Source organism: Pontixanthobacter aquaemixtae (assembly GCF_009827395.1).
GTDB lineage: Bacteria > Pseudomonadota > Alphaproteobacteria > Sphingomonadales > Sphingomonadaceae > Pontixanthobacter > Pontixanthobacter aquaemixtae.
The window spans coordinates 1,051,645-1,076,509 of record NZ_WTYX01000001.1 but is presented as its reverse complement, the minus strand read 5'-3'; the positions used below and the strand labels follow the sequence as shown (position 1 = coordinate 1,076,509).

24 protein-coding genes and 1 tRNA gene are annotated in these 24,865 nt (G+C 57.8%); 20 read left to right on the top strand and 5 right to left on the bottom strand.

Going from position 1 to position 24,865, the window contains the following annotated elements; all coding sequences use genetic code 11:
- Nucleotides 1–3: 3 nt before the first annotated feature.
- From ppdK to GRI41_RS05195, 3 genes are all read right to left on the bottom strand, one after another.
- Nucleotides 4–2,673 carry a pyruvate, phosphate dikinase gene (gene ppdK, locus GRI41_RS05205; RefSeq protein WP_160603686.1) on the bottom strand — a complete coding sequence of 890 codons (2,670 nt, stop codon included), beginning with the start codon at nt 2,671–2,673 and terminating at the stop codon, nt 4–6.
- A 75-nt stretch (nt 2,674–2,748) separates the two neighbouring features.
- Nucleotides 2,749–4,893 (bottom strand): glycine--tRNA ligase subunit beta, encoded by a 2,145-nt coding sequence (glyS, locus tag GRI41_RS05200; RefSeq protein WP_160603685.1) that lies wholly within the window; start codon nt 4,891–4,893, stop codon nt 2,749–2,751.
- A complete protein-coding gene (locus tag GRI41_RS05195) occupies nt 4,890–5,813 on the bottom strand; it encodes a glycine--tRNA ligase subunit alpha (RefSeq protein WP_160603684.1) in 924 nt (307 codons plus the stop codon). Before GRI41_RS05195 ends, glyS begins: the two co-directional genes overlap by 4 nt.
- Before the next feature lie 191 nt (nt 5,814–6,004).
- On the opposite strand from GRI41_RS05195, the gene GRI41_RS05190 reads away from it, so the two are divergent.
- The 10 genes from GRI41_RS05190 (at nt 6,005) to GRI41_RS05145 (ending at nt 13,010) form a co-directional block, all read left to right on the top strand.
- On the top strand, nt 6,005–7,156 hold the full coding sequence (locus tag GRI41_RS05190) for a TraB/GumN family protein (RefSeq protein ID WP_160603683.1): 1,152 nt from the start codon (nt 6,005–6,007) through the stop codon (nt 7,154–7,156).
- 198 nt (nt 7,157–7,354) lie between these two features.
- Nucleotides 7,355–7,693 (top strand): UrcA family protein, encoded by a 339-nt coding sequence (locus tag GRI41_RS05185; protein WP_160603682.1) that lies wholly within the window; start codon nt 7,355–7,357, stop codon nt 7,691–7,693.
- A gap of 84 nt (nt 7,694–7,777) precedes the next feature.
- A complete protein-coding gene (locus tag GRI41_RS05180; protein ID WP_160603681.1) occupies nt 7,778–8,278 on the top strand; it encodes a hypothetical protein in 501 nt (166 codons plus the stop codon).
- A 1-nt stretch (nt 8,279) separates the two neighbouring features.
- Nucleotides 8,280–8,474 (top strand): helix-turn-helix transcriptional regulator, encoded by a 195-nt coding sequence (locus GRI41_RS05175; protein WP_160603680.1) that lies wholly within the window; start codon nt 8,280–8,282, stop codon nt 8,472–8,474.
- Nucleotides 8,461–9,081 carry a hypothetical protein gene (locus GRI41_RS05170; protein WP_160603679.1) on the top strand — a complete coding sequence of 207 codons (621 nt, stop codon included), beginning with the start codon at nt 8,461–8,463 and terminating at the stop codon, nt 9,079–9,081. The genes GRI41_RS05175 and GRI41_RS05170 overlap by 14 nt, the downstream gene beginning before the upstream one ends.
- A gap of 101 nt (nt 9,082–9,182) precedes the next feature.
- Nucleotides 9,183–10,121 (top strand): TraB/GumN family protein, encoded by a 939-nt coding sequence (locus tag GRI41_RS05165; protein WP_160603678.1) that lies wholly within the window; start codon nt 9,183–9,185, stop codon nt 10,119–10,121.
- A complete protein-coding gene (locus GRI41_RS05160) occupies nt 10,118–11,005 on the top strand; it encodes a TraB/GumN family protein (RefSeq protein WP_160603677.1) in 888 nt (295 codons plus the stop codon). The genes GRI41_RS05165 and GRI41_RS05160 overlap by 4 nt, the downstream gene beginning before the upstream one ends.
- A 121-nt stretch (nt 11,006–11,126) precedes the next feature.
- Nucleotides 11,127–11,810: a 50S ribosomal protein L25/general stress protein Ctc gene (locus tag GRI41_RS05155; RefSeq protein ID WP_160603676.1), complete on the top strand. Its 684-nt coding sequence runs from the start codon at nt 11,127–11,129 to the stop codon at nt 11,808–11,810.
- A gap of 96 nt (nt 11,811–11,906) precedes the next feature.
- A complete protein-coding gene (pth, locus tag GRI41_RS05150; protein ID WP_160603675.1) occupies nt 11,907–12,476 on the top strand; it encodes an aminoacyl-tRNA hydrolase in 570 nt (189 codons plus the stop codon).
- Between the two features lie 201 nt (nt 12,477–12,677).
- Nucleotides 12,678–13,010, top strand: coding sequence for a PEP-CTERM sorting domain-containing protein (locus GRI41_RS05145; protein WP_160603674.1), 333 nt, complete (start codon nt 12,678–12,680; stop codon nt 13,008–13,010).
- A 62-nt stretch (nt 13,011–13,072) separates the two neighbouring features.
- Here the strand turns inward: GRI41_RS05145 and GRI41_RS05140 are convergent, their stop codons facing one another.
- Nucleotides 13,073–14,176 carry a tetratricopeptide repeat protein gene (locus GRI41_RS05140; RefSeq protein WP_160603673.1) on the bottom strand — a complete coding sequence of 368 codons (1,104 nt, stop codon included), beginning with the start codon at nt 14,174–14,176 and terminating at the stop codon, nt 13,073–13,075.
- Between the two features lie 107 nt (nt 14,177–14,283).
- Between GRI41_RS05140 and ychF the strand changes: the two genes are divergently transcribed.
- From ychF to GRI41_RS05125, 3 genes are read left to right on the top strand one after another with little or no spacing between them, the layout of a single operon-like run.
- Nucleotides 14,284–15,384, top strand: a complete 1,101-nt coding sequence (gene ychF, locus GRI41_RS05135; protein WP_160603672.1) for a redox-regulated ATPase YchF — start codon at nt 14,284–14,286, stop codon at nt 15,382–15,384.
- Between the two features lie 15 nt (nt 15,385–15,399).
- Nucleotides 15,400–15,852, top strand: a complete 453-nt coding sequence (locus GRI41_RS05130) for an OmpA family protein (protein ID WP_160603671.1) — start codon at nt 15,400–15,402, stop codon at nt 15,850–15,852.
- Between the two features lie 8 nt (nt 15,853–15,860).
- Nucleotides 15,861–16,325 carry a MaoC family dehydratase gene (locus GRI41_RS05125; protein ID WP_160603670.1) on the top strand — a complete coding sequence of 155 codons (465 nt, stop codon included), beginning with the start codon at nt 15,861–15,863 and terminating at the stop codon, nt 16,323–16,325.
- 22 nt (nt 16,326–16,347) lie between these two features.
- Here the strand turns inward: GRI41_RS05125 and mutL are convergent, their stop codons facing one another.
- Nucleotides 16,348–18,171, bottom strand: a complete 1,824-nt coding sequence (gene mutL, locus GRI41_RS05120) for a DNA mismatch repair endonuclease MutL (RefSeq protein ID WP_160603669.1) — start codon at nt 18,169–18,171, stop codon at nt 16,348–16,350.
- 200 nt (nt 18,172–18,371) lie between these two features.
- On the opposite strand from mutL, the gene GRI41_RS05115 reads away from it, so the two are divergent.
- The 7 genes from GRI41_RS05115 (at nt 18,372) to GRI41_RS05085 (ending at nt 24,823) form a co-directional block, all read left to right on the top strand.
- Nucleotides 18,372–19,415, top strand: coding sequence for a rod shape-determining protein (locus GRI41_RS05115; RefSeq protein WP_160603668.1), 1,044 nt, complete (start codon nt 18,372–18,374; stop codon nt 19,413–19,415).
- 21 nt (nt 19,416–19,436) lie between these two features.
- Nucleotides 19,437–20,360, top strand: a complete 924-nt coding sequence (mreC, locus tag GRI41_RS05110) for a rod shape-determining protein MreC (protein WP_160603667.1) — start codon at nt 19,437–19,439, stop codon at nt 20,358–20,360.
- Nucleotides 20,360–20,914: a rod shape-determining protein MreD gene (locus tag GRI41_RS05105; protein WP_160603666.1), complete on the top strand. Its 555-nt coding sequence runs from the start codon at nt 20,360–20,362 to the stop codon at nt 20,912–20,914. The genes mreC and GRI41_RS05105 overlap by 1 nt, the downstream gene beginning before the upstream one ends.
- The gene (gene mrdA / locus GRI41_RS05100) at nt 20,914–22,959 is read left to right on the top strand and encodes a penicillin-binding protein 2 (protein WP_160603665.1); all 2,046 of its coding nucleotides are present in this window, start codon (nt 20,914–20,916) and stop codon (nt 22,957–22,959) included. The genes GRI41_RS05105 and mrdA overlap by 1 nt, the downstream gene beginning before the upstream one ends.
- Nucleotides 22,956–24,071 carry a rod shape-determining protein RodA gene (gene rodA, locus GRI41_RS05095; RefSeq protein ID WP_160603664.1) on the top strand — a complete coding sequence of 372 codons (1,116 nt, stop codon included), beginning with the start codon at nt 22,956–22,958 and terminating at the stop codon, nt 24,069–24,071. The genes mrdA and rodA overlap by 4 nt, the downstream gene beginning before the upstream one ends.
- A 241-nt stretch (nt 24,072–24,312) precedes the next feature.
- Nucleotides 24,313–24,648, top strand: coding sequence for a MarR family transcriptional regulator (locus GRI41_RS05090; RefSeq protein WP_160603663.1), 336 nt, complete (start codon nt 24,313–24,315; stop codon nt 24,646–24,648).
- A gap of 99 nt (nt 24,649–24,747) precedes the next feature.
- Nucleotides 24,748–24,823 (top strand) — tRNA-Lys (locus tag GRI41_RS05085).
- Nucleotides 24,824–24,865 lie beyond the last annotated feature (42 nt).

Sequence of the window (24,865 nt, the reverse complement as noted above, 5' to 3'; positions counted from 1 at the left end):
GGTTTACCCGTCGCTCCGCAGAGAACTCTGTGCGGCGGCCAGTCGAGCGATCGGGACGCGGTATGGTGATGCGCTGACATAGTCGAGCCCGACCTTTTCGCAGAAGCCGATGCTGGCCGGATCGCCGCCATGTTCGCCGCAAATGCCCAGCTTGATATCGCCGCGTGTGGCGCGCCCGCGTTCAGCGGCCATTTCAACCAATTGGCCGACACCTTCCACATCAAGGCTGACAAACGGATCGCGGTCGAAAATGCCCTGATCGGTGTAAGGCGCAAGGAAACGCGCGGAATCGTCGCGTGAAACGCCCAGAGTGGTCTGGGTCAAATCGTTGGTTCCGAAGGAGAAGAACCGCGCCTCGTCGGCGATTTCCCCCGCCATGAGAGCGGCACGCGGCAGTTCGATCATAGTGCCGACCAGATAGTCGATATCGGTGCCCTGCTCTGCAAACACAGCTTGCGCGGTACGGTCGATCAAAGCGCGCAGGATCTCCAGTTCGCGTTTCGTCGCCACCAGCGGAACCATGACTTCAGGGATTGGCGCCTCGCCCGATTCCTTTGCAACTTCGCAGGCGGCTTCGAAAATGGCGCGTGCCTGCATTTCGTAGATTTCGGGGTAGGTGATGCCCAAACGGCACCCGCGATGGCCCAGCATCGGGTTAAACTCGTGCAATTCGCCCGCACGACGCTTCAGATGGTCGACACCAAAGCCGGAGACTTCGGCCAATGCTTGAAACTCCGCATCACCATGCGGCAGGAATTCGTGCAGCGGCGGATCGAGCAGGCGGATGGTGCATGGCAGGCCTGCCATAACCTCGAATATCTCTTTAAAGTCAGCGCGTTGCTCCGGTAGCAGCTTGGCCAGCGCATCGCGGCGACCGGCCTCCGCTTCGGCAAGGATCATTTCGCGCACCGCGGTGATGCGGTTGGCATCGAAGAACATATGCTCGGTCCGGCACAGGCCGATACCTTCTGCACCAAACTGGCGCGCCATACGGCAATCGGCGGGTGTTTCCGCATTGGTCCGCACGCGCATCCGGCGATGCTTGTCGGCCCATTCCATCAAAGTGCCGAAATCGCCCGCCATTTCGGGCTCGATCGTGCGGACTTCGCCCGCCATGACCTGGCCGGTCGCACCATCGAGAGTGAGCGTATCGCCTTCTTTTAACTCACGATTTCCGATACGGAGACTTCTTGACGTCATATCGATCGAGACTGCCGAGGCCCCTGAAACGCACGGCCGGCCCATCCCGCGTGCAACCACCGCCGCATGGCTGGTCATGCCGCCACGCGCGGTTAGGATACCCTGCGCCGCGTGCATGCCGTGGATGTCTTCGGGGCTGGTTTCGACCCGGACGAGGATGACTTTCTCTCCGGCATTGGAAAGCTGCTCTGCCTTGTCGGCATCGAGCACAATTGTGCCCGATGCCGCACCCGGTGATGCGGGTAGGCCGGTTGTCAGAATGTCGCGATGCGCTTTGGGATCGAGTGTCGGGTGGAGCAGCTGGTCCAGAGCCATCGGATCGACGCGCAGAATCGCTTCTTTCTCGTCGATCAGGTTCTCGCCCGCCATATCGACCGCCATTTTGAGCGCGGCCTTGGCAGTGCGTTTGCCCGAACGGGTTTGCAGCATCCACAGCTTGCCGTCCTGCACGGTGAACTCGATATCCTGCATGTCGCGATAGTGCTTCTCGAGCAGCTCAAACACCGCTGCCAACTCGCCATATGCCTCGGGCATGGCTTCTTCCATGCTCATCGGTTTGGCGTTGGCTTTCTCTCGCGCCGCTTTGGTCAGATATTGCGGTGTACGGATGCCGGCGACGACATCCTCGCCCTGCGCATTGACCAGCCATTCGCCGTAATAGGCTTTCTCGCCAGTCGCCGGATCGCGGGTGAATGCCACGCCGGTGGCTGATGTGTCGCCCATATTGCCGAATACCATCGCCTGCACATTGACGGCAGTGCCCCATCCCCCCGGTATGTCATTGAGGCGGCGGTATACTTTCGCGCGATCGCTGTCCCAGCTGTCGAACACAGCGGCGATGGCACCCCACAGCTGTTCGCTCACATCCTGGGGGAATGGCTTGCCAAGTTCATCCTGTACGATGGATTGGTATTCGGCGACCAGCGTCTGCCAGTCTTCAGCTTCCATTTCCGTATCGTTGTAGAAGCCCTTGTCTTCCTTGGCGATTTCCAGTGCTTCTTCAAACAGGCCATGGTCCACACCCAGCACCACGTCAGAATACATCTGGATGAACCGGCGATAGCTATCCCAGGCAAAGCGTTCATCGCCGGAGGTCTTGGCGAGGCCCTGCACCGTGGCGTCATTGAGGCCAAGGTTGAGAACCGTATCCATCATGCCCGGCATCGAGACCCGCGCGCCGGAACGTACCGACACCAGCAGTGGATCGTCATTGTTGCCCAATGACTTACCAACCGTTTCTTCGATATGTTTGAGCGCGCCAGCGACATTATCGCGCAGTGCGTCAGAAAAGCCTGTCTCGCCCGCGAGGTACTTTACGCATTCGTCGGTGGTGATCGTGAAGCCAGGAGGAACGGGCAAGCCGATCTCGGCCATTTCGGCAAGGTTGGCGCCTTTACCGCCAGTGACCGTCTTGTCCTTCTGGCGCGGGTCCGCATAGTCCGTTTTGCCGCCGAATGTGTAGACTGATGTCACTTCGCTAAGCTCCTATTTTCCCGGGATTCACCCAGAGACATGGACCACATGGACCACAGTACAGAGGGAAAAAACTTACCCCTCGATTTTCGAGAAATCGGCGACCTGGTGAACGGCGTTGCGAAACCGCAAAAGCAGATCGAGCCGCGCTGCGCGTTTGCCTTCGTCCTCGTCATTCACCGTTACCTCTTCAAAAAATGCGTCAATCGGCGCGCGAAGCGACGCAAGCGCCGCCATCGCTTCGCCAAAATCTTCGTTCCCGATAGCGGCAGAGGCTTTGGGCTCCGCGGTATTGAGCGCGTCGATCAAGGCCTTTTCGGCATTTTCGGGCGAGTAGGACACAGAATTGTTCTTGCCCCCGGTTGATTCCTGCTTTGCCCAGTCTTCCTTCTTCAGAATATTCGCCGCACGTTTGTAGCCGGCGAGAAGGTTGGTACCGTTTTCGGTTTCGACAAAGTCCTGCAAGGCTTGGGTCTGGCGCACGACCCGGACAGTATCCCCGTCAGTTTCCAAAGCGAAAACTGCGTCCAGCATGTCATGTCGAATACCGGCGTCACGCTGTTGGACTTTGAGCCGGTCGATAAGGAACCCTGCAACCGGACGCCCCGCATCTGCGCTACCACCTTCGTGTGCAGCCGCGGTAATCAATGTTCGCATTGTGGCGCGAATGTCATTCGTGAGGATCAAGCTGAGAATGCCGATCGCCGCGCGGCGAAGCGCGAAAGGATCCTTGGAACCGGTAGGTTTTTCATCGATTTGAAAGAACCCGACCAGCGTATCCAGCTTATCCGCCAAACTCACCGCCACCGTCACCGGTGCTGTGGGCACATCATCGCCCTGCCCAACCGGTTTGTAATGGTCGCGAATTGCATCGGCCACCGCATCGTCCAGTCCCTCGGCGCGGGCGTAGTAACCGCCCATCAGCCCTTGCAGTTCGGGGAATTCCCCGACCATTTCGGTGACAAGATCGGCTTTGCATAGGCGTGCCGCCTGTTCGGCTTGGTCGGCCAGTTCCTCTTTCCTCATCCCAGCGGAGGCTGGGATCGCTTTCGACGAAGCGCCATCATTGGCAACGACCCCAGCCTTCGCTGGGGTGACGATCTCTTGCTCGACCAACCACCGCGCCAGCTTGGCAACGCGTTCGACCTTGTCGGCAACCGTGCCCAGCTTCTCGTGGAAAGTAATCCGTTCCAGCCCCTTGGCATGCTCTGCCAGCGACTTCTTCCGGTCCACATCCCAGAAGAATTTTGCATCGGACAAACGCGCGGCGAGCACCTTCCGGTTGCCATCCACCACCACCGCCGGATCGACCGCATCGATATTGGCGGTGCAGATGAAGGCGTTGGCCAGCGTGCCGTCCTTCTCGCACACGAAGTATTTCTGGTTTACGCGCGCGGTGAGCTGGATGGTTTCAGGCGGAACTTCGAGGAAGTCATCCTCAAACCGGCCGAGCAGCGGCACCGGCCATTCGGTCAGACCGGCATTTTCCACGACCAGACCTTCATCCTCAACCAGATCGAGCCCGGCATCGGCAGCGGCCTTCTTAGCGCCGTCGCGGATCATATCTTGCCGTTCTTCGTGATCGACGATCACATGCGCCGCGCGCAGCTTGCCGGCATAATCATCGACATTGCCGATGGAGATTTCGCCCGAGTGATGGAAACGGTGGCCGCGCGTGGTTGCACCAGCAGCGCTACCATGCACCTCGCACTCAACCACTTCATCGCCGAACAGCGCAACGATGCCCGATAGCGGGCGAACCCAGCGCAGGCTTTCGGTGGTGATCGATGCCGCGCCCCAACGCTGCGATTTGGGCCAGCTGAAGTCGCGGATAATCGCCGGGATCGCATCGGCGAGCACGTCTTTCACCGCTCTTCCCGGCGTGTTGATCACCGCAAAATAGGTCGGGCGCCCTTTGACATCGCGCACTTCAAGCTGATCGCGGGTAACATTGTTCTTGCGGCAAAACCCGTCAACCGCCTGATCGGGCGCACCCTCTGGCGGACCCTTTGCCTCTTCGCTGACCGCCTCGGTCTCGGCAGGCAGATCACGTGCAATCAGCGCCAGTCGGCGCGGTGTGGACCAGATGGTGAGTTCGCCCGGCGCGACACCGGCAGCTTCCATTTCGCGGCGGAACAGCTTTTCCAATTCAGCCCGCGCGCCCTTCTGCATACGGGCGGGGATTTCTTCGCTGCGCAGCTCTAGGAGGAAGTCGTTCATTGTGACCACTCCGGATATTTTTCCGCCCAGCCAGCGGCTTCTTTCGCCATATGCGCCTCGCAAGATCCGCGCGCCAAGTCGCGGACGCGGGCCATATAGCTTGCGCGTTCTTGCACGCTGATAACGCCGCGCGCCTGCAGCAGGTTGAAGATGTGGCTCGCCTCGACCGCTTGTTCATAGGCCGCGATGGGCACTTCATTGGCGAGGCAGTTTTTGCACTCTGCCTCTGCCTTGTTGAACAGGTCGAACAGGGCATCGGTGTCGGCGACTTCGAAGTTCCATTTGGACATTTGCTTCTCGTTCTCGAGAAACACTTCGCCATAGCTGACGCCCTGCCCGTTGAAATCGAGATCGTACACATTGTCGACGCCCTGGATATACATGGCGAGCCGCTCCAGCCCGTATGTCAGTTCGCCAGCGACCGGCTTGCAGTCGAATCCGCCCATTTGCTGGAAATAAGTGAACTGGGTGACTTCCATCCCGTCGCACCAGACTTCCCAGCCAAGGCCCCATGCGCCCAAAGTCGGGCTTTCCCAGTCATCCTCGACAAAGCGGATATCGTGCTTGAGCGGATCAATGCCGATCACTCGGAGACTCTCGAGATAGAGCTCCTGAATGTCGGGCGGGCTGGGTTTCAGGATCACCTGATATTGGTAATAATGCTGCAGCCGGTTCGGGTTTTCGCCATAGCGCCCATCGGTCGGTCGGCGGCATGGCTGCACAAAGGCCGCATTCCACGGCTCTGGCCCAAGCGCGCGTAGCGTCGTGGCGGTATGGAATGTCCCCGCACCCATACGCATGTCATAGGGCTGCAGGATCAGGCAGCCATTCGCCGCCCAGAAATCATGCAGCGCAAGGATCATATCCTGAAACGATTTTGCCGGATTTCGCGTCGGCACAGGAGGAGCTTTCGTCGCCATGGCGCGGCTTTGACCGATGCCCCCAAACGCGTCAATGCCGCCCGGACCGATTTGAGCAGGATTTGGACGGCTTTGGGACATTTATCGACCAAGCGGATCAAAAAACTGCGCAAGTTGAGTTGACAGACAGGTGGAAATTCAGTGCTGTAGGTCAACATTTGGGCAGTTTGCCCCGTCTTGCGGACTCGACTATGAAAACACTGGCTTCCTGTTTTGCTCTCTTCGCCGCTCTTGTGGCTACCCCATTGGCTGCTCAGGAAACCCCTTGCGATCAGCCCGATTGCACGAATAAACGCACGGTATCGGCTGGCAATACAACTGCGTCGCACAAGCAAAAGGTCAAAACCGTCGAAGCGCGGCGGGAGAATGCGCCCCCGTCTCTGCCCTCACGCCGCCGTGCTGACCTGCCCGAGCCTGTACCTTTCACGCAAGATTACGAACCGACACCGGCGATCTGGAAATTGTCGGACGAAGACACAACGATTTACATGTTCGGGACGTTTCACATTCTGCCCGAGGGCTTCCGCTGGCGCAGCGATGAATTCAACGCCATCGTCGAGGAAGTTGACGAACTGGTCGTCGAAACCAGCGATGACGACAGCGCGGAAGACCTGGGCAGATTTATGGCGGCGCTGATGAGCGAAGTGATGCGCAAGGACCGCGTGACAATCTCCTCACGGCTCAGCCCCGGTAATAGGGAGAAATGGCTGGGCATTGCCGATGAAGTGGGCATGCCGCGGTCATTCTTCGACCGCATGCCGCTGCTGCTGTCGATGCTCAGCGCAGGTCTGGCGATGTCCGAACAATACGGATCGCGAGGCGAGTATGGTGTCGAGACCGTGCTGGAAGCGGAATTCAAGGCAGCCGGCAAACCGATTGGCTCGATCGAAGATAGCGGCGAAGTCATGCGCGCCTTGATGGCAATCGACGAAGACAGATTGCTTGCCCAACTCGATGCCGACCTGACTGATTGGAACGGCGAGAATATCGACGCCTTGTTCAGCGGCGGCCAGAACGAACAGAATGAAGCCACCAATTCGTCTTCGTCCGATCCAGAGAACCCCAGCCCGGTAGAAGTCGATGTGTTCGCGACCGAACATTTATGGGCCAAGGGCGAACTTGACGAAATGAGCGCGGAAGATTTTGGCGGCAACGCGGTGGGTGACGAAATCTACAAAGTATTGCTGATCGACCGCAACCGCGCTTGGGCCGAGTGGCTGGAAAACCGGCTGGAACAGCCGGGAACGATCTTGTTGGCGGTTGGCGCAGGCCATTTTGAAGGCAAGGACTCGGTGCAGATCATGTTGACCGAGCGCGGCCTTACTGCCGAACGGCTTCACTAAAGCTCCAAAAATTTTCGCTGGAATTGACGGTCAATGCACCGTCCCAAACCCCGTGCGCCATCCGTAAATGTCATGAAATGCATGCTTTATGTCAGGTAGTGTTGACATTGTCAGCGAATCGCTACATAAAGTAAAGGCGACCTGACATTCAGTGAGGTTGACACGACAAAACGAACACAGCACTAAGGAACCCAGATTATGCGTATCACCTCTCTTCTCGCCCCCGTCGCCATCGCTTTTGCCGCAGTTCCGGCAATGGCCAGCGCTGCAGAACCCGCACCGAGCACGGTCATTGAAACCTCGGACCTCGATCTCACCACAAAGGCCGGACAGCAGCAGCTCGAAGAACGGATTGAATACAAGGTTCGCACAATGTGCCGTTCGGGCATTGGCGGAGTTGCCGGCCACAAGCTGGACAAGCAATGCCGCCAGACCGCGCTCGCCAATGCAGAACGGATGGCAGACGTTGCGATCGCGATGGCCAACCGTGATCGGGTGCGTATCGCTGCTTCGGGATCGAAAAATCCAGAAGCGTAATGAGCCACTTTCTCTCGCGGAAGAGGTCGCACCTACGCACCTCTTCCGCTGATCCAAGCCAACGACATTAATGAGAGAACTTCAATGCCAAATGCTATTAAGAAAACACGCTTCCAGTACTACGACACTCTGGTCGACGTTGGTTTCTATCTGCAGCTTGTCGGAACGCTCTACGGATTTCTGCTTCGCGGGATCGTCGCGCGCTATACAGCGCTGGAAACTGAGATAACGACCATTGCCGTTACAGTTTTTTATATTGGCTGGCTCATTCTGCTCTTCACCGTTGCGGCGCGCTTTATGCGGGATGAATATGCCGAGCGCCTTTGGCGTCAGACGGCGTTGAATTTCACCTATTTGATGATCTTTCTGCCGCCACTGCTGTACATCGCATCGATGGTTTTCCATCCCGCAATCTCAGCCTATTTTGCAGCGGGTAACGAATTCTTCCGCGCGCAGCCTTCTCCCGGCCAATATCCAGCGCAATGGAATATGTACACCGGCGTGGTAAATGTTGTGATGTTCGCCGGTCTTTACGCACCGCTCGTATTCACCACGATTTACAAATTTCACAGATGGAGAGGATGAAGTGAAAAACCGCCTCAAAGTCCTGCGCGCAGAACGCGATTGGAGCCAAGCCGAATTGGCCGTCCATCTCGATGTTTCGCGCCAAGCCGTGAATGCCATTGAAACCGGCAAACACGATCCGTCGCTTCCGCTGGCGTTCAAGCTGGCCCGCCTATTTGACCTCTCGATTGAGGAGATTTTCGATGACCAAAATTGACCACACCCGCGCCCTCAAGATCGCTCTCTGTGCGATCCTCTACCTCTTAGCCTTTGGGATCATGATCGCCTCGCAAAACGGCGCGTTGGAGGGATATGGCGACGGAACTGTTCTTGCTGCCGTCCTCACTGCAGCCGTCACCATTGTCGTCATAACATTCCTCTGGATCAAAGCCCTCGGTATCGTTGGACCCCAAGAAGAGCCTGTCAGCCAAAGCACCCAGAAGTCGCGAAATGTCTTGCTCTTTGCAGCGATTATCGGCGGTGTAATAGGATTCGGCTTCGCTTTGTCAGGCGATTTGCGCGACGGCGGGGCTGCACTGTTTAGCAACAACCCAATCGCGCCCATCGCAGCGATCGCCTTTGGCGCGCTCTTTGTTCTCGCAAGCATCTGGAGCAGCATTCGCTGGCATCGCGCAGCTGATGAGCACGAACGAGCGGCAGCAAACTCGGGCGCTTATGCAGGCATGCTTGCCTATGTCGTGCTCACGCCGCTTTGGTGGCTCGGTGCACGTGCCTCGCTGGTTCCCCCTCAAGATCCGATGATAGTCTTCGCGATTGTCCTTGCGGTTTATGCTGCTGTTTGGACGTATCAACGTGGCGACTGATTTGGGCATAAACCCTGCCCGGGCAACTTAGGTTGGCTCTACGGTAACAACAGAAATATCTTCAACCCACTCCACCCCATTGCTTCAACAAGAGAACTGACATGAAACAAACACTAAAGAAACTCTGCCTTTCAACTGCGGCACTGGCGTTTGCCTTCTCAAACACCGCTTTCGCCCATCCTCACGAGACGGCGCCAAAAGCAGAGGCCGCTGCCGAAGCGACCGCTGAAACCGCCGCTCCCACAGCACCGGCTTTGTGGAAAGTCGCTGATGAAGACACGACCATTTACCTGTTCGGCACGGTCCACATCCTTCCCAAGGATGTCGAGTGGTACAATGCTGAGATCGCTACCGCTCTCACCACTTCAGACGAGCTTGTGACAGAGATTTACATGCCCGAAGGGTCGGAAATGCAAGCCCAGCAGGCGTTTTTGGCCAAAGCCAATTTGCCTGAAGGACAATCGCTTCGCGATCTTCTTTCGGAAGAACAGAAAGAAAGTTACGAAGCAGCGATGACCAAGCTTGGCCTGCCGGTCGCATCGTTCGACACGTTTGAACCGTGGTTTGCAGCGATCAACCTGTCGATGCTGCCGCTGCTTCAGGCCGGATATTCACCCGACGCAGGTGTCGAAACTGTTCTCGAAGCCAAAGTGCCCGACACACCGCGCGGCGAGCTGGAAACAATCGAATTCCAAGTCGGCGTTTTCGATGGACTTCCGATGGAATCGCAGATCAAATTCCTGATGGAAACCGCCGATGGCGTGGACGAAATCGTGCCCTCGCTTGATGCCATGGTAAATGAATGGGCGAAGGGCGATCCTGAAACCCTGGGTGATCTAATGAACGAAGGCTTCAGCGATCCCGCATTGGCAGAAGCGCTGCTGTACAAGCGCAACAGCAATTGGGCACAGTGGATCGATACGCGGCTCGACACTCCTGGGACCGTGTTCATCGCTGTGGGCGCTGGGCATCTGGCCGGTGAGCAAAGCGTGCAGGATGCATTGGCAAGCATCGGGATCGAAACTACACGGGTGCAATGACGCAACCATCCGGCTTTACTCTGAAAATCATGTGGCTGGCAGCTTTATCGCTGCTGGCCGCATGTTCTTCTCCGGCAGAGGATTATCCCCCGCCCTCGCCCGCACTGTGGGAAGTGACCGCGCAGGATGGGACCAAAGAGGGATGGCTGTTCGGAACCATCCACGAATTACCCGACGGGGTCGAATGGCGAACCGAAAAGCTGGAACGCGCTTTGACGCAATCCGACTGGCTGATTGTGGAAGTCAGCGATTTGGAAAACTCCACGCAATTGCGCGCTATCTTCGCCGAATTGGCGGTATCAGACAATTTGCCGCCGCTGCTGCAAAGGGTTCGCCCGGACTATCGCAAGGATCTGAGGCTACTTTTGAGCGAAGGCGGCCTCGACAGCGACGATTTCACCGGAACAGAGACCTGGGCAGCCGCGCTGACCTTGGCGCAACTATCCAGCAAGGGTGACTCGGAAAACGGCGTTGACCGCGCTCTGATCGCACAATTTGCTGCCGTGATAGAACTGGAAGGCGGCCGGAAGCAGCTGACCATTTTTGACCGCTTGCCCGAACAAGACCAGCGCGACCTGCTTGAGGCGGTTGTCCGCGAAAGCCAATCGCCCGACGATTCCGAAACCACCGACCTGACCAGATCGTGGCTGACCGGCGATATCGATACATTGCTGGAAGATGATCCGTCCGGAATGCTATCCGATCCGGAACTGTATGATGCTTTGCTCAAGAACCGGAACCGGGCGTGGATCGACACTATTGTGGCGGAGGCCGATAAAAAAGGGCCGCTGATGATCGCGGTTGGCGCAGCCCATATGGTTGGCGTAGACGGGCTGCCTGCGCTGCTGACCGAACGCGGCTACAGGGTAACGCGCATACAATAGCGCCGCTTTTGCTTGCCAATTGCCGCTTTACGCCTTAGAGGCGCGCGCTTCCGCATCCTATGGTCACCCTGGAGGCGTAGGGCGGAAGATTGTTTTTAATGCATTTCGAAAGGCAAATATCATGAGCGAAGCTCTTACACTGCCGGCTGAGACGCGCGAACGGGCTGGCAAGGGAGCCTCCCGTGCACTGCGTCGCGAAAACCGGATTCCTGCTGTTATTTATGGTGGCAAGGAAGAACCCCACATGATCCACGTCGAGCAAAAGGAACTGGTTCGTCAGCTGATGACCGGCCACTTCATGAACTCGATCGTGATGATCGACGTTGACGGTAAGAGCGTCCGCGTGTTGCCTAAAGACGTCGCGTTCCACCCGGTAACCGATGTCCCGACCCACGCCGACTTCCTGCGCCTGTCGAAAGACGCGAAGATCGAGGTGAACATTCCAGTTGTATTTGTGAATCAGGAAGACTGCCCTGGCCTCGTCAAAGGCGGCGTTCTCAACGTGGTCCGTCACGAACTCGAACTCATTTGTGTTTCGGACAAGATCCCTGACGAGATTGAAATCGATGTGGCTGGCCTCGAAGTTGGCGATTCGGTTCACATCAGCAGTGTTGATCTGCCCGAAGGTTCGGAAAGCGCGATTACTGATCGTGACTACACGATTGCCACCATCGTTGCTCCATCTGCTCTGAAATCGCAGGATGACGAGAGCGGAGATGACGTCGAAGCAGGTGAAGAAGGTGCAGACGGCGAAGAAGCCGAAGGCACTGACGGTGAAGGCGGCGAAGAGAACAGCGAAGGCTGATCCACGCTCCTTTCTACGCAACAAGACGCCGGCCCACGCAAGTGCGGCCGGCGTTTTTGATTTGAGACCAACGCCAAACCCTTCTAACCGGCACGCATGCAGATTTGGGCAGGCCTTGGAAATCCCGGCACGCAATATGCGATGCACCGGCACAATGTCGGGTTTATGGCGGTAGACGTCATTGCCGAAATGCACGGCTTCGCGCCTGTCCAGAAGAAGTTCCAGGGCTGGACCCAGGAAGGCCGGATTGGCGGCGAGAAAATCCTGCTGCTCAAACCCGCGACCTACATGAACAAGAGCGGCCAATCGGTCGGAGAAGCGCTGCGCTATTACAAGCTCGATCTCGATGCGCTTACCGTTTTTCACGACGAACTCGATCTCGCACCGTTCAAAGTGAAAGTGAAACAGGGCGGCGGGCATGCTGGGCATAACGGCCTGCGCAATATCGATCAGCATTTGGGCGCCGATTTCCGCCGCGTGCGCATCGGTATCGGGCATCCCGGGCACAAGGACCGCGTTCATGGTTATGTGCTGGGCAATTACGCGAAAGCGGAACAACCGATGCTGGTCGATATGCTGGGCGCGATCGGTGCAGAGGCAGATTGGCTCGCCAAAGGCGAAAGCGCGCGTTTCGTGAGTGATTTGGCGCTGAGACTGCAAGGCTAAGTTCGCCGCCAGATGCCCTTTTCCGCGCCCGTTTCGGTGGCCTGAAACCCCAAAAGTTCCGTCAAATACTGTCGAGATGCTTTACAGTTAGGGAGCTTCCCCTCCCCCGTTAACCATCAGAAGCCGCACGTTCCTGCGATTGGCACGCGAGTTGCTTTTCACAAGATCAACCAATTTTGTTTTCCAACGGGGGCTAGAATTATGATCATTGGCAAGAAACTGATTACAGCCGCAGCAATCGGTTCCTTCGCAATCGCAGCACCTGCCGCAGCTACTTGGGGCTGGGGCGGCTGGGGTGGCTGGGGCGGCTGGGGCGGCTGGAGTGGCTGCTACTCGGCAAGCTGTGGCCACAGCGGTGGCAGCTCTTCCGGCGGCGTTTCGTCCTCTTCGGGTGGCTCGACATCTGGCGGAACCACAACCGGCGGCTCGACCACTTCGGGCGGCACGCAGGTTCCAGAACCAGGCATGCTGGGCATTTTCGGTCTTAGCCTGCTCGGCCTCGGCTATGCCCGTCGCCGCGCGATGAAGCGCTAACTACCCAAAAGCTGAAAAGTTGCTGATGGCGCGGGGTGGACATCACCACCCTGCGCCATTCTCTATTTTGCAGAGTTGTAGAGCGAAATGATCTCGGAGGGGGCATTGCCGCCTTCGACGATCGGCCGCAGCAGATCGACTGCCCCCGCCTTGTCCCCGCGCTCTATTTTCAGCTTCGCGAGCAGGCCTGCTGCATCGGGATTTCCGGGATAACGCAGGTTGAGGCTGGTCAGATTTTTGTAAGCCAGTTCGCCCAGCCCGACTTCCATCAATGCCCGCGCATACAGGAACTGCGCCGGCGGATAGGAGCCGAGCTCCGCTTCCTTCCCCTGAAGTATAGTGCGCGCTTCGTCCCAGTCACCCCGCTCTGCTTTTAACCGCGCCATCAGAAACGCGACATCGACATCCTGGCCAAGCTTCGCATAGGCACTTTCAATCAGCGGTTCGGCATCATCGATACGGCCCAATTCGCCCAATGCCCGGATCCTGCCCAGCATTGCCGCACGACTGTTCGGGAAAGCCGATGACGCGCCTTCATAGAGATTGAGCGCTTTGCCCCAGTTGCCAGCGGCCTCTTCCACCCTAGCGAGGGCAATATGCGGATCAAGAAGGTGCGGCGCCTCTTTCATCGCCATATTTGCAAATCGGCGGGCTTCGTCCGCTTCTCCATCGACCAGCACGAACATCGCATAATCGGCATGCAAACGGGTTTTGGGACCTGAGGCGGAAAGACCCGCTTTCAGTGCTTCCCGCGCCTCATCGAATTTTTCCAGTTGGACAAGCGCGAGAGAGCGGATACGCGCGGCCTCGGCTGTTTTGTCCCCTTCCAGCAAAGTCAGCGCTGACTTTGCTTGCCCGCGGGTAACTTCGGCCTCTGCGCGGAGGCGGCTGTGATCATCCAGCGTGACACCCAGCGCATCCAGTTGGTCGAGCTGGCGTAGAGCGCCCTCCCCGTTGCCCAGCGCAAGTTCGGTTCTGGCGAGCATCTCAACCATTGCCGCATCATCCGGTTTGGCCTTCAGCGCCTCGATCAGATCGAGCCTGACTGCACCATAATCGTGCTTCTCCAGCGCCGCCTGCGCGCGGTCAAAGCTGGCGTCTGGGTCAGCCGAGCAGGCTTGCAGAAGGCCGATCGAAGCGGCCGATATGAAAAGAATGCGGTGCATTTTCATAAGCCCGCAGATACGGTATAAACTCTAAAGTTTCGGTGAAGCTGGCGTTTGTTTCATACACTCGCTACAGGGCCGCTCGTTCATTATTTCCGGAGTTTTCGATGGGTTTCCGTTGCGGGATCGTCGGGCTGCCCAATGTCGGCAAGTCCACCTTGTTCAATGCATTGACCGAAACGCAGGCTGCGCAAGCTGCGAACTATCCGTTTTGCACCATTGAACCCAATGTCGGGCAAGTGTCGGTCCCCGACGACCGGCTCGATAAAATCGCGGCCATTGCCAAGAGCGCGAAGATCATCCCCACGCAGCTGGCATTTGTCGATATTGCCGGATTGGTCAAAGGCGCGAGCCAGGGCGAAGGATTGGGCAACCAGTTCCTTGGCAATATCCGCGAGGTGGACGCTATTGTCCACGTGCTGCGCTGTTTCGAAGATGACGACATCCAGCATGTCGCCAACAAGGTCGATCCAATTGCCGATGCAGAAGTTGTCGAAACCGAGCTGATGCTGGCCGATCTGGAAAGTCTGGAAAAGCGCGTTCCGGCTGCGGAGAAGAAAGCAACCGGTGGTGACAAAGAGGCCAAAATCCTCGCAAGCGTGCTCGGGCAGACGCTTGCACTGCTTCGCGATGGCAAACCGGCCCGTTTGACCGAGCCCAAGGATGACGAAGAGCAACGTTTGTTCGAGCAGGCGCAGCTTTTGACGGCAAAGCCGGTGCTGTATGTCTGCAATGTCACGGAGGATGAAGCGGCGGAGGGCAACGATCTGTCAGCGAAAGTATTTGCCAAGGCCGAAAGCGAAGGGGCGCAGGCTGTTGTCGTGTCCGCCGCAATTGAGGCTGAACTTGTCGCGATGGAAGCGGAAGAACGTACGGAATATCTCACCGAACTGGGCCTTAGCGAAAGCGGGCTCTCGCGCGTGATCCGCGCCGGTTACGCTTTGCTGGGCCTGCAGACCTTTTTCACCGCAGGTCCCAAGGAATCGCGCGCCTGGACTTTCCCGGCGGGCGCCAAGGCACCGCAGGCGGCGGGCGAGATCCACACCGATTTTGAACGCGGCTTCATCCGCGCCGAAACGATTGCCTATGATGACTATGTATCCCTTGGCGGCGAAAGTGCTGCGCGCGAAGCCGGAAAGCTGCGGCAGGAAGGCAAGGATTACCTCGTGCAAGATGGCGATGTCATGCTATTCAAGTTCAACGTTTGAACGGGGGAGACGCGGATGTTGAACAGAGCGATTATTGTGGTGGCGCTTATGGCTGCTGCGCTGGGCAACGCACCTTTGGCAATAGCCAAAGAGCCCGTCTATGCTGCGAAGCCAAGCGGCCAGCAGGCGCAAAGCAATTCGATCTATTTTGAATCGGAAAGTGCGCAGATCACACCGAGCGGATTGAGGCTGCTTGAATCGCTCGTCAAATACCATCTCGCTGACAGCGGCAAACATGTTCATCTTGAAGGTCACGCAGACACATCTTTGACCGAAGCCGAAAGCATGAAACTCAGCAAAGCTCGGGCGCTGGCGGTTGCCAAGGCGTTTGTGGACCTTGGCGTCGATCCGTCCCGCATTTCGGTCACCTATGCCGGTGAAATGGATCAGGCGCGGAGGACCGCCGACGGGGTTCGCGAGCCACTCAATCGCCGCGTGGAAATGACTGTTATTATTATCGAAAGCTAGGACTGCTCTTGCTCTATTTCGAAGATCTGGTTGTCGGCGCGACGCAATCCTTCGGGCGCTATGAAGTAACGCTCGAGGAAGTAAAGCGGTTTGCGGAAAGATACGATCCGCAACCCTTCCATCTCGATAATGAAGCCGCCGCAAAGACGCATTTCGGGCGTATTTCCGCAAGCGGATGGCACACATGCTCGATGACCATGCGGATGATGGTCGACAATATGAAAGAGCATAAGCAGGCCGGGCTTGGCTCCCCCGGTGTCGACAGCATCCGCTGGAAAAAACCTGTTTACCCCGGGGACACGCTGCGCGTTGAAACCAAAATTCTGGAAAAACGCCGCAGCAAATCGCGGCGCGAGATGGGCATATTCAAAAGCCAGCAGCGGACTTTGAACCAGAATGATGAAGTCGTGCTGGAAATGGTCTCGAACGGATTGATCAGCGTGCGCGATCCGGACGCGCCCATCGAAGAATAAGCGCGAAGGTTGGTTCCAAGGGCTAATGCCGCCCGAACAGCTTCTCGACATCTTCCATGCTCAGTTTGACCCAAGTCGGGCGGCCATGATTGCATTGGCCTGAGCGCGGGGTTCGCTCCATTTCGCGAAGCAGAGCGTTCATTTCGGTTACGTTGAGCGTGCGCCCTGCCCTGACCGATCCGTGACACGCCATTGTCGCGAGTACCAGATCGAGCTTCTCGCCCAGCAAAATTGCCTCTCCATGCTTGGCAATATCATCGGCAATATCTTGCAGCAGCTTGTGCGGGTTGGCTTTGCCCAATGCATGCGGGACCGCGCGGACCAGCATCGCGTTCGGGCCGAACCGTTCGATATCCAAGCCAAGCTCGCCCAATTTTGCGATGGCATCTTCAAGCCGGTCGCAATCGACCTCTTCCATTTCGACAACTTCGGGCATCAACAGCGCCTGGCTGCGTTTGATCGCATCTTCCGCCCCTGCAGCGCGCAAACGCTCGAGCACGAGCCTTTCGTGCGCGGCGTGCTGATCGACTATCACCAAGCCATCTGCCGCTTCCGCCACAACATAGGTATTGGCGACCTGACCGCGGGCGATACCAAGCGGATATTGTTCTGCATCGTCGGGAAGTGCTTCGGCCATCTCGGCCCTGCCCTGAGGCACAGCAAGATCGCCATCAGGACGATAGGCCTGTGCCGGCTCTGCAACGTAAGACGGCTTGCTTTGCCCCCAATCGCGCCCTTCGAAAATCGAACGCAGCGCAGGCGACGGTTCCTCGCGCGCAGGTTCGGCCTGCCAGCGCCCCATCGCCGCTGCGTCCGGGGTTTGCGCGCTGCGGCGGTCGCCGGTCGCAAGCGCCTGCCGAAGGCCAGAAACGATAAACCCGCGTACCGCGCGGCTGTCACGAAACCGCACTTCGGTTTTGGCGGGATGGACGTTGACGTCCACTTCCTCTGGCGGAATTTCAAGGAACAATGCCAACACCGCGTGACGATCGCGCGCCAGCATGTCGGCATAAGCCCCGCGCACCGCCCCTGTCAGCAAGCGATCCTTCACCGGGCGCCCGTTGACGAACAGATATTGGTGGTCGGAAACCCCGCGGTTGTATGTCGGGAGGCCGGCGACACCGGTCAGCCGCATCGCGCCGCCATCGGTTGGCCGCTCCATATCGATCAGAACTGCATTATCAGCCAGTTCGCGCGCGATAATCTCTGCCACGCGCGTTTCTACCTTTTCGCCGGCTTGCAAGGACAGGATCTTGCGCTCTCCATGCTCGAAAGAGATCGCGATATCAGGCCGCGCCATGGCGAGACGCCGCACTACATCCAGACATGCGCCATACTCGCTGCGCGGCGTCCGCAGGAATTTGCGCCGCGCAGGCAGTTTGCCGAACAGATCCTCGACCCTGACCCGGGTTCCTGGTGGCAGCGCCGCCGGCCCATCCTCAACCAGATCACCGTGATCCACCACTTTGCGCCAGCCTTGCTCGGCATCGCGGGGGCGGCTCTCTATCGAAAAGCGCGCCACGCTGGCGATCGAAGGCAAGGCCTCGCCCCGAAACCCCAAGGTAACGACTTGCTCGATCGCTTCATCGGGAAGTTTGGAAGTCGCGTGCCGTTCCAGAGCCAACGCCATCTGATCGGGCGACATTCCGCAGCCATCATCGGTCACTTCAATCCGCGACAAGCCGCCATCGACTATCTTGATCGCGATCCGGTGCGACCCGGCATCGATCGCATTCTCCACCAATTCCTTGAGCGCGGCAGCCGGGCGCTCTACCACTTCCCCCGCAGCAATGCGGTTGACCAGCGTTTCGGGAAGGCGCCTGATTTGAGGGGGAATTTGCGGCATTGGCCAAGCCTAGCGACGAAGCGGTTTGATTTCGAGTTTGGGCGTTAAAAAACCGGTGCAAGACCGCATAAATTTTTGGCCTTTTTGCTTGCCTTTCGTTAAGGGACCACCATCCCTGTCATAAATGGGTCGCTGCTATCGCAATTTCGGGCATAGGTTCGTGCGGTAAAGACCCTAAAACAATACGGAATCTGCTTACAATGAGCTTCTTTTCGAACCTCTTCAAATTTCGCTCGCAAAATATGGCGATTGACCTCGGTACGGCGAATACATTGGTCTATGTTCAGGATCAGGGCATTGTCCTTGACGAACCGTCCGTGGTGGCCATGGAGACAATCGGCGGTTTCAAGAAGGTCAAAGCAGTTGGTGACGAAGCAAAGATGATGATGGGCAAGACGCCTGACAGCATCGAAGCGATCCGCCCGCTGCGCGATGGCGTTATCGCCGATATCGAAATCGCCGAACGGATGATCGAGTATTTCATCCGCAAGGTTCACGGACGCAACACGATGTTCCGTTACCCTGAAATCACAATTTGTGTGCCATCCGGCTCGACCTCGGTCGAACGCCGCGCAATCCGTGATGCGGCCAGCAATGCCGGCGCAAGCGAAGTTTATCTGATCCTTGAACCCATGGCCGCTGCAATCGGCGCGGACATGCCGGTGACCGAACCGGTCGGTTCGATGGTGGTCGACATTGGCGGCGGAACCACCGAAGTCGCGGTTCTTTCCTTGCGCGGCCTTGCCTATACAACTTCCGTACGTACCGGCGGCGACAAAATGGACGAAGCGATTGTTTCCTATGTCCGACGACACCACAATCTGCTGATCGGCGAGTCTACTGCAGAGCGGATCAAGAAAGATTATGGCTGCGCAATCGTACCGGAAGACGGCGTCGGTGAGACAATCACTCTCAAAGGCCGCGATCTGGTCAACGGCGTTCCCAAAGAAATTTCGATCAATCAAGCCCATCTGGCCGAAGCTTTGGCAGAGCCGATCGGTGCGATTGTCGAAGGCGTGCGGATCGCGCTGGAAAATACCGCACCCGAACTCGCTGCCGACATTGTCGATCAGGGGATTGTTCTGACGGGCGGTGGCGCGTTGATTGCAGGTCTGGACGAGCATTTGCGCGAAGAAACCGGACTGCCGGTCAGCATCGCCGAAGATCCCCTCACCTGTGTCGCGATCGGGACCGGCCGCGCGATGGAGGATCCGATCTACCGCGGCGTCTTGATGACTGCCTAAGAGCCAAAGGGAGAAGCCGATATGGCGTCGTCCAACCGGCGCTCCAGCTATTCGCGCAAGGCGCAATACGGGGTATTTACGGGCTATGTCCTGGCCGGAATCGGTGCATTGGTCGGTGCGGTGCTTTTGGGCCTGTCGCTTTGGCGCCCGGCCAGTTTCAATGGTCCGCGCGGGATAGCACAAGAGGCCGTAAGCCCCGTCGGCGAAGCATCCACCACCGTGCGTGTAGAAGGCCAAGGCCTGATCGATTCCATTGCCGGATATCTGCGCGCGGGCAGCCAGAATGCCAAACTGAAACGCGAAGTGGATGTCGCGCGTATCCGCTTGGCAGAAGCAAAGGCGCTTGAGCAGGAGAACAACCGGCTCAAGGCATTGCTCAATCTGTCAGAAGGGGCGAACAAGCCCGTCGCAATCACCCGGTTCCTTGGGTCCACAGCCTCCAGCTCGCGCCGCTTCGCCTATATCGGCGCTGGTAGCAGGGACGGTGTCGCCGTCGGGATGCCGGTGCGCAGCGAACGCGGTGTGGTTGGGCGTATCCTCGAAGTGTCACCCAATACCGCCCGCGTTCTGTTGCTCACCGATAGTCAGAGCGTTTTACCCGTTCGCCGTGCCAATGACGAAGTTGTCGCCTTTGCCGAAGGGCGCGGCGACGGATTGCTTCAAATCCGCCTGATCAATCTTGGTGTGAACCCGCTGAAAAAGGGCGACGTGATGGTCACCAGCGGCACCGGCGGATATTACAGCCCGGGTATAGCTGTCGCGATTGTCGATCAAATTGTCGATGATGGCGCGGTGGCACGCATGATCAGCGATCCGGCCGCAACCGATTTCGTGACGATCGAGCGGATATGGCAGCCAGAAGCACTCGATGCCGCCCGCCGCCCAGCGGACCAGCCATTGCAAGGGAGCGAGGCCGCAATCGAAGCTGCTTCCGGCGCTGAATAATGGATCAGGTCAATCCAAAGGCCCGTAGCGACGAATATGGCAGCCGGATCAATCGCGCGCATTCGCCGGTTTTGTTCTATGCGGTGCCTTACCTGACAATTCTGCTCGGCTCGATCTTGCCGACTTTGCCCATCGCAAGCGCTCTGCCGCTGATCCCGCCAATGGGCTTCATCATTTTGCTTGCCTGGCGAATGATCCGCCCTGGCCTATTTCCGGTTTGGGTAGGTTTCCCGCTGGGCATGTTTGACGATCTGTTCAGCGGTCAGCCCTTCGGCAGCGCGATTATGTTGTGGTCGATATCAATGATCGTGTTCGACATACTCGAAGCGCGTTTTCCCTGGCGCAGCTTTGCGCAAGACTGGCTAACCTTGGGATTGGGCATTGCAGCCTATCTGCTGATTGGAGCTGTTCTGTCGGGGGCTCCGCTGACATTGCCGGGCCTGATTGCACTGGCCCCGCAAATCTTGCTGTCATTCATGATTTACCCCATGGTCGTTCGCGTGATTGCCCGGCTCGACAGATTAAGGCTCAAGCGGATCAGGGTCATTGGGTGATGGCACGCAAAAAACGCAAACGCCCTTCGATCACCTCGTCTACGCTCAAGAGCCGCTTTGAACGCCGCAGCTTCCTGATCGGCGCGATGGGCGGCGGTGTGGGTCTGCTGCTCGCAGCGCGGATGGGCTACATCGCGATTGCCGAGAACGAGAAATACGAAACCGAGTCAGAGAGTAATCGGGTCAATCTGACCTTGATACCGCCGCGGCGCGGTTGGATATTGGATCGCAATGGCGCGCCGCTGGCGTCCAACCGAGCAGACTTCCGTGTCGACATTATTCCCGAACGGATGGCCGATCCGGACAAGACGATAGACACGCTTGCCGAATTGCTCTCGCTCGATCCGGCGAAGGTGCAGGATCTGAAAACCACCGTGTCCGAAGTGCGCGGCTTCCAGCCCTTGGAGGTTGGAACCGGTCTGACTTTCGACCAGTTTGCAGCGATCAGCGTGAGAACGCCCGATTTGCCCGGAGTAGTGCCGCAGCGCGGTTTTTCCCGCTATTACCCTTCCGGACCTTCGGTGGGCCATCTGATCGGCTATGTCGGCCCGGCATCGGCAGAAGAATATGAAGTCGATCGCAATCCCTTGCTGGTCACGCCCGGCTACAAGATCGGCAAGGACGGGCTGGAGAAGCAGTTCGAGCTGGACCTGCGCGGAGTCGCGGGTGCGAGGCGGGTCGAAGTTACCGCATCAGGGCGGATTATCCGCGATCTCGATACCCGTCAGGATGTTCAAGGCAAACCGGTCAAACTGACCATCGATGGACCGCTGCAGGACTATGCAGCGCGCAGGATTGGGCTCGAATCCGGTTCGGTGGTGGTGATGGATTGCGAGACAGGCGATCTGCTGTGCATGGCGTCGATGCCTAGCTTCGATCCCAATTCATTCTCTGACGGCATAGGAAGCGTCGAATATGCAATGCTGCGCGAAGACGATCGTGTCCCGCTGCGCAACAAGGTTCTGAAAGGGCTTTATCCGCCGGGCTCGACCGTCAAGCCGATGCATTGCATGGCTTTCATGAAAGAAGGGATCGATCCAGAAGAAACGATTGTCTGCGGCGGCGGCCGGCGGATCGGCAACCGCTTCTTCAATTGCTGGAGCAACCACGGCAGTGTCAATATGGCCAAGGCCATCTATCAAAGCTGTGACAGCTATTTTTACCATTTCGCGCAAAAGGTCGGGTTCGACAAAGTTGCCGCAATGGCAAGCAATCTGGGGCTGGGAAAACAATATCCGTTGCCCGTGACGAGCCAGTTTTTCGGAACGGTTCCCAATTCGGAATGGAAACTGAAGAAATATGACCGCGCATGGGAGCCGTTTGACACGGTCAACGCATCGATCGGCCAGGGTTATTACCTGACCAGTCCGTTGCAATTGGCGGTGATGAGCGCGCGCTTGGCGACGGGCAAGATCCTGCAGCCGCGATTGGTGCTCGATCCCGCTACCCCCTCTCCGAAAAGCTACAATTTTGCCGAAGATGAGATCGCTTACATTCGCAAGGCGATGAGCGATGTGGTCAACGGCCCCGGCACCGCCGGGCGCGGCAGACTGCCCTTCCCCGACATCCAGATGGCCGGCAAAACCGGTACGGCACAGGTCGTCTCGCTCAGCGTTTCCGATGGCCGCTCCGGCCCGTGGAAATATCGCGATCACGGCCTGTTCGTATTCTTCGCTCCGGTCGACAAGCCACGCTACGCCGGGGCGGTTGTTATTGAACACGGCGGCGGTTCGGCAGCGGCCTATCCGATTGCGCGCGATGTGATGACTTTCCTGTTCGATCCTCAGAAAGGAATGGACGCGCTACGCGCTCTCGAACGCCAATGGGGCGGCACCGCGCAGGAACGTTTGGTCAGGAAGTATGCGGCGTATTCGCGCGAAGCAGGCGAAGAGATACCGCCGCAACCGAGGCGCGACGAAGCCATTTTTGAAAGCGTCGATGCCGAAGCACGACTCGCAGCAGAACAAGCCATTATGGAACCCGAAGACGCGGCAGTGGCCGGTTCTACCAATGAAGGGCCAGTCCCTGAGGGAGCGGATGAATGAACAGCATTGTCCCCACCCCGATCGCGCGCCAGCCATGGTCCATGCTCGCACCGCTGTTCTTGCTTGTCCTTTTCGGCGCGGCGGTGCTTTACTCTGCGGCGGGCGGTAATTTCCAACCCTTTGCCAGTTCGCACCTGATCCGGTTCGGCGTGTTTCTGGTCATGGCCTCGGTCCTGTGCCTGTTCTCTCGCGATATGGCGAAATTCGTCGCCTATCCGATTTACGGTTTGATCCTCCTCTTGCTGGTCGCAGTCGAAGCAATCGGGGCAATGGGCGGAGGCAGCCAGCGCTGGCTCGATCTCGGATTTATGCGCTTGCAGCCCTCTGAATTGATGAAACCCGCAGTGGTGCTGGCTCTCGCCCGATTTTATGGCATGTTGCCCGACGGAATGATCGAGACATGGCGCGCTTTCGTTCCGGCGGCGGTGCTAATTCTGATGCCGGTCGGGCTGGTTTTGTTGCAACCAGACCTTGGAACATCGCTGGCCATCGCATTTGGCGGCGCCATTGTGATGTTTCTGGCCGGGATGCCGATGCGCTGGTTTGTGGCGGCGGGTGCGGCTGCGGCGGTGGCAGCTCCTTTAGCATTCTTCTTTGGCCTCAAGGAATATCAGCAACGCCGCGTAACGACTTTTCTTGATCCGGAAAGCGACCCCTTGGGCTCCGGTTACCACATCACCCAATCGAAGATCGCGATCGGATCAGGCGGACTGTCCGGCAAGGGCTTTAACGAGGGATCACAAAGCCACCTAAACTATTTGCCCGAGCCCCATACCGATTTTGTCTTCGCGACGATGGCTGAGGAATGGGGATTGCTTGGCGGAATATTCGTCATCGTCGTATTCGGCCTGATCCTGCGCTGGGGGCTCGGCGTGGCCAAACGCGCGGAAGACCGCTTTGCTAAATTGCTCTCGGTTGGAATGGTGGCAACGATGTTCTTCTACATCGCCATCAATCTCATGATGGTGATGGGGCTGGCGCCGGTCGTCGGTATTCCCCTGCCGTTCATGAGCCATGGCGGTTCGTCCATGATGACCAATATGATCTGCATCGGATCTTTATTGATGGTCAACCGTTGGAACAGAGAGCGGTATCGCGTTGGCATCGCATAAAACCTTGGTAGAATGAGCCAAGTAAAAAAATAATCCAATGTTATCCGCAAAATGTAAAATTGGCGGGTTGCCTGCGTTAACCAGAATCACTACTTGGCCGCCCGCGCACGAGGTAGCGAAGCCTGCCCGTGTGGGTTGAATTGGGTCGCAATGCCTGCGGAAACCATCCGCAGCATCCATTCAGACAGAGGGAACAGAAACGTGGCCGCTCGACGGGCGGCGAAGCTATGGGATTTTGACTTTGAGTACGATCACTACGAATGGTTGCGAAACGAAAGACGACGCAGTTGCCTGGATCGCCAGCAGGGGCGAAATCGACGATGTCGTGACCCTCGACGCTGCCTGTGTCATAATTCTCAACCTGTTCCGCATGCGCGGCGAACAGCCAGCGTGCGAATTGCGCAAGCTCCACAAGCAGGTGGACCTGCCGCAGACCATGGTGCTGCGCGCGATCCGGCATCTGACTTTGGCCGGAGCGGTCGAATTGACAGAAAACGAGCATGATCCGCTGGGCGCTTTCGTGTCTCTCCCCACTTCGGTGAGCGAAAAATTGACCGAGCTGAAGGTTGCGGCCTGACCAGCGCGAACTACATTCGCTTTTCAAACCGAAAACAGCCGCTATACGCAGCGCTCCGCATCACATTGCGTGATTCGGAACTGTCCAAAAGCGGCAGATGGACCCTTAGCTCAGTTGGTAGAGCGTCTGACTCTTAATCAGAATGTCGTTGGTTCGAACCCAACAGGGTCCACCATCCCTTCCCTTCCTTAACATCACCGTCTAACGCCCGCCGCAT

Bases quoted from the DNA above. Each gene is read 5' to 3' on its own strand.
- GRI41_RS05195 (WP_160603684.1), bottom strand. From the start codon at position 5,813: ATGGCGACGAAAGCTCCTCCTGTGCCGACGCGAAATCCGGCAAAATCG.
- GRI41_RS05105 (WP_160603666.1), top strand. From the start codon at position 20,360: ATGGATCAGGTCAATCCAAAGGCCCGTAGCGACGAATATGGCAGCCGG.
- GRI41_RS05180 (WP_160603681.1), top strand. From the start codon at position 7,778: ATGCCAAATGCTATTAAGAAAACACGCTTCCAGTACTACGACACTCTG.
- GRI41_RS05155 (WP_160603676.1), top strand. From the start codon at position 11,127: ATGAGCGAAGCTCTTACACTGCCGGCTGAGACGCGCGAACGGGCTGGC.
- pth (WP_160603675.1), top strand. From the start codon at position 11,907: ATGCAGATTTGGGCAGGCCTTGGAAATCCCGGCACGCAATATGCGATG.
- GRI41_RS05165 (WP_160603678.1), top strand. From the start codon at position 9,183: ATGAAACAAACACTAAAGAAACTCTGCCTTTCAACTGCGGCACTGGCG.
- ychF (WP_160603672.1), top strand. From the start codon at position 14,284: ATGGGTTTCCGTTGCGGGATCGTCGGGCTGCCCAATGTCGGCAAGTCC.
- mutL (WP_160603669.1), bottom strand. From the start codon at position 18,171: ATGCCGCAAATTCCCCCTCAAATCAGGCGCCTTCCCGAAACGCTGGTC.
- GRI41_RS05115 (WP_160603668.1), top strand. From the start codon at position 18,372: ATGAGCTTCTTTTCGAACCTCTTCAAATTTCGCTCGCAAAATATGGCG.
- mrdA (WP_160603665.1), top strand. From the start codon at position 20,914: ATGGCACGCAAAAAACGCAAACGCCCTTCGATCACCTCGTCTACGCTC.
- GRI41_RS05130 (WP_160603671.1), top strand. From the start codon at position 15,400: ATGTTGAACAGAGCGATTATTGTGGTGGCGCTTATGGCTGCTGCGCTG.
- rodA (WP_160603664.1), top strand. From the start codon at position 22,956: ATGAACAGCATTGTCCCCACCCCGATCGCGCGCCAGCCATGGTCCATG.
- mreC (WP_160603667.1), top strand. From the start codon at position 19,437: ATGGCGTCGTCCAACCGGCGCTCCAGCTATTCGCGCAAGGCGCAATAC.
- GRI41_RS05160 (WP_160603677.1), top strand. From the start codon at position 10,118: ATGACGCAACCATCCGGCTTTACTCTGAAAATCATGTGGCTGGCAGCT.
- GRI41_RS05140 (WP_160603673.1), bottom strand. From the start codon at position 14,176: ATGCACCGCATTCTTTTCATATCGGCCGCTTCGATCGGCCTTCTGCAA.
- GRI41_RS05185 (WP_160603682.1), top strand. From the start codon at position 7,355: ATGCGTATCACCTCTCTTCTCGCCCCCGTCGCCATCGCTTTTGCCGCA.
- GRI41_RS05190 (WP_160603683.1), top strand. From the start codon at position 6,005: ATGAAAACACTGGCTTCCTGTTTTGCTCTCTTCGCCGCTCTTGTGGCT.
- glyS (WP_160603685.1), bottom strand. From the start codon at position 4,893: ATGAACGACTTCCTCCTAGAGCTGCGCAGCGAAGAAATCCCCGCCCGT.
- GRI41_RS05170 (WP_160603679.1), top strand. From the start codon at position 8,461: ATGACCAAAATTGACCACACCCGCGCCCTCAAGATCGCTCTCTGTGCG.
- GRI41_RS05145 (WP_160603674.1), top strand. From the start codon at position 12,678: ATGATCATTGGCAAGAAACTGATTACAGCCGCAGCAATCGGTTCCTTC.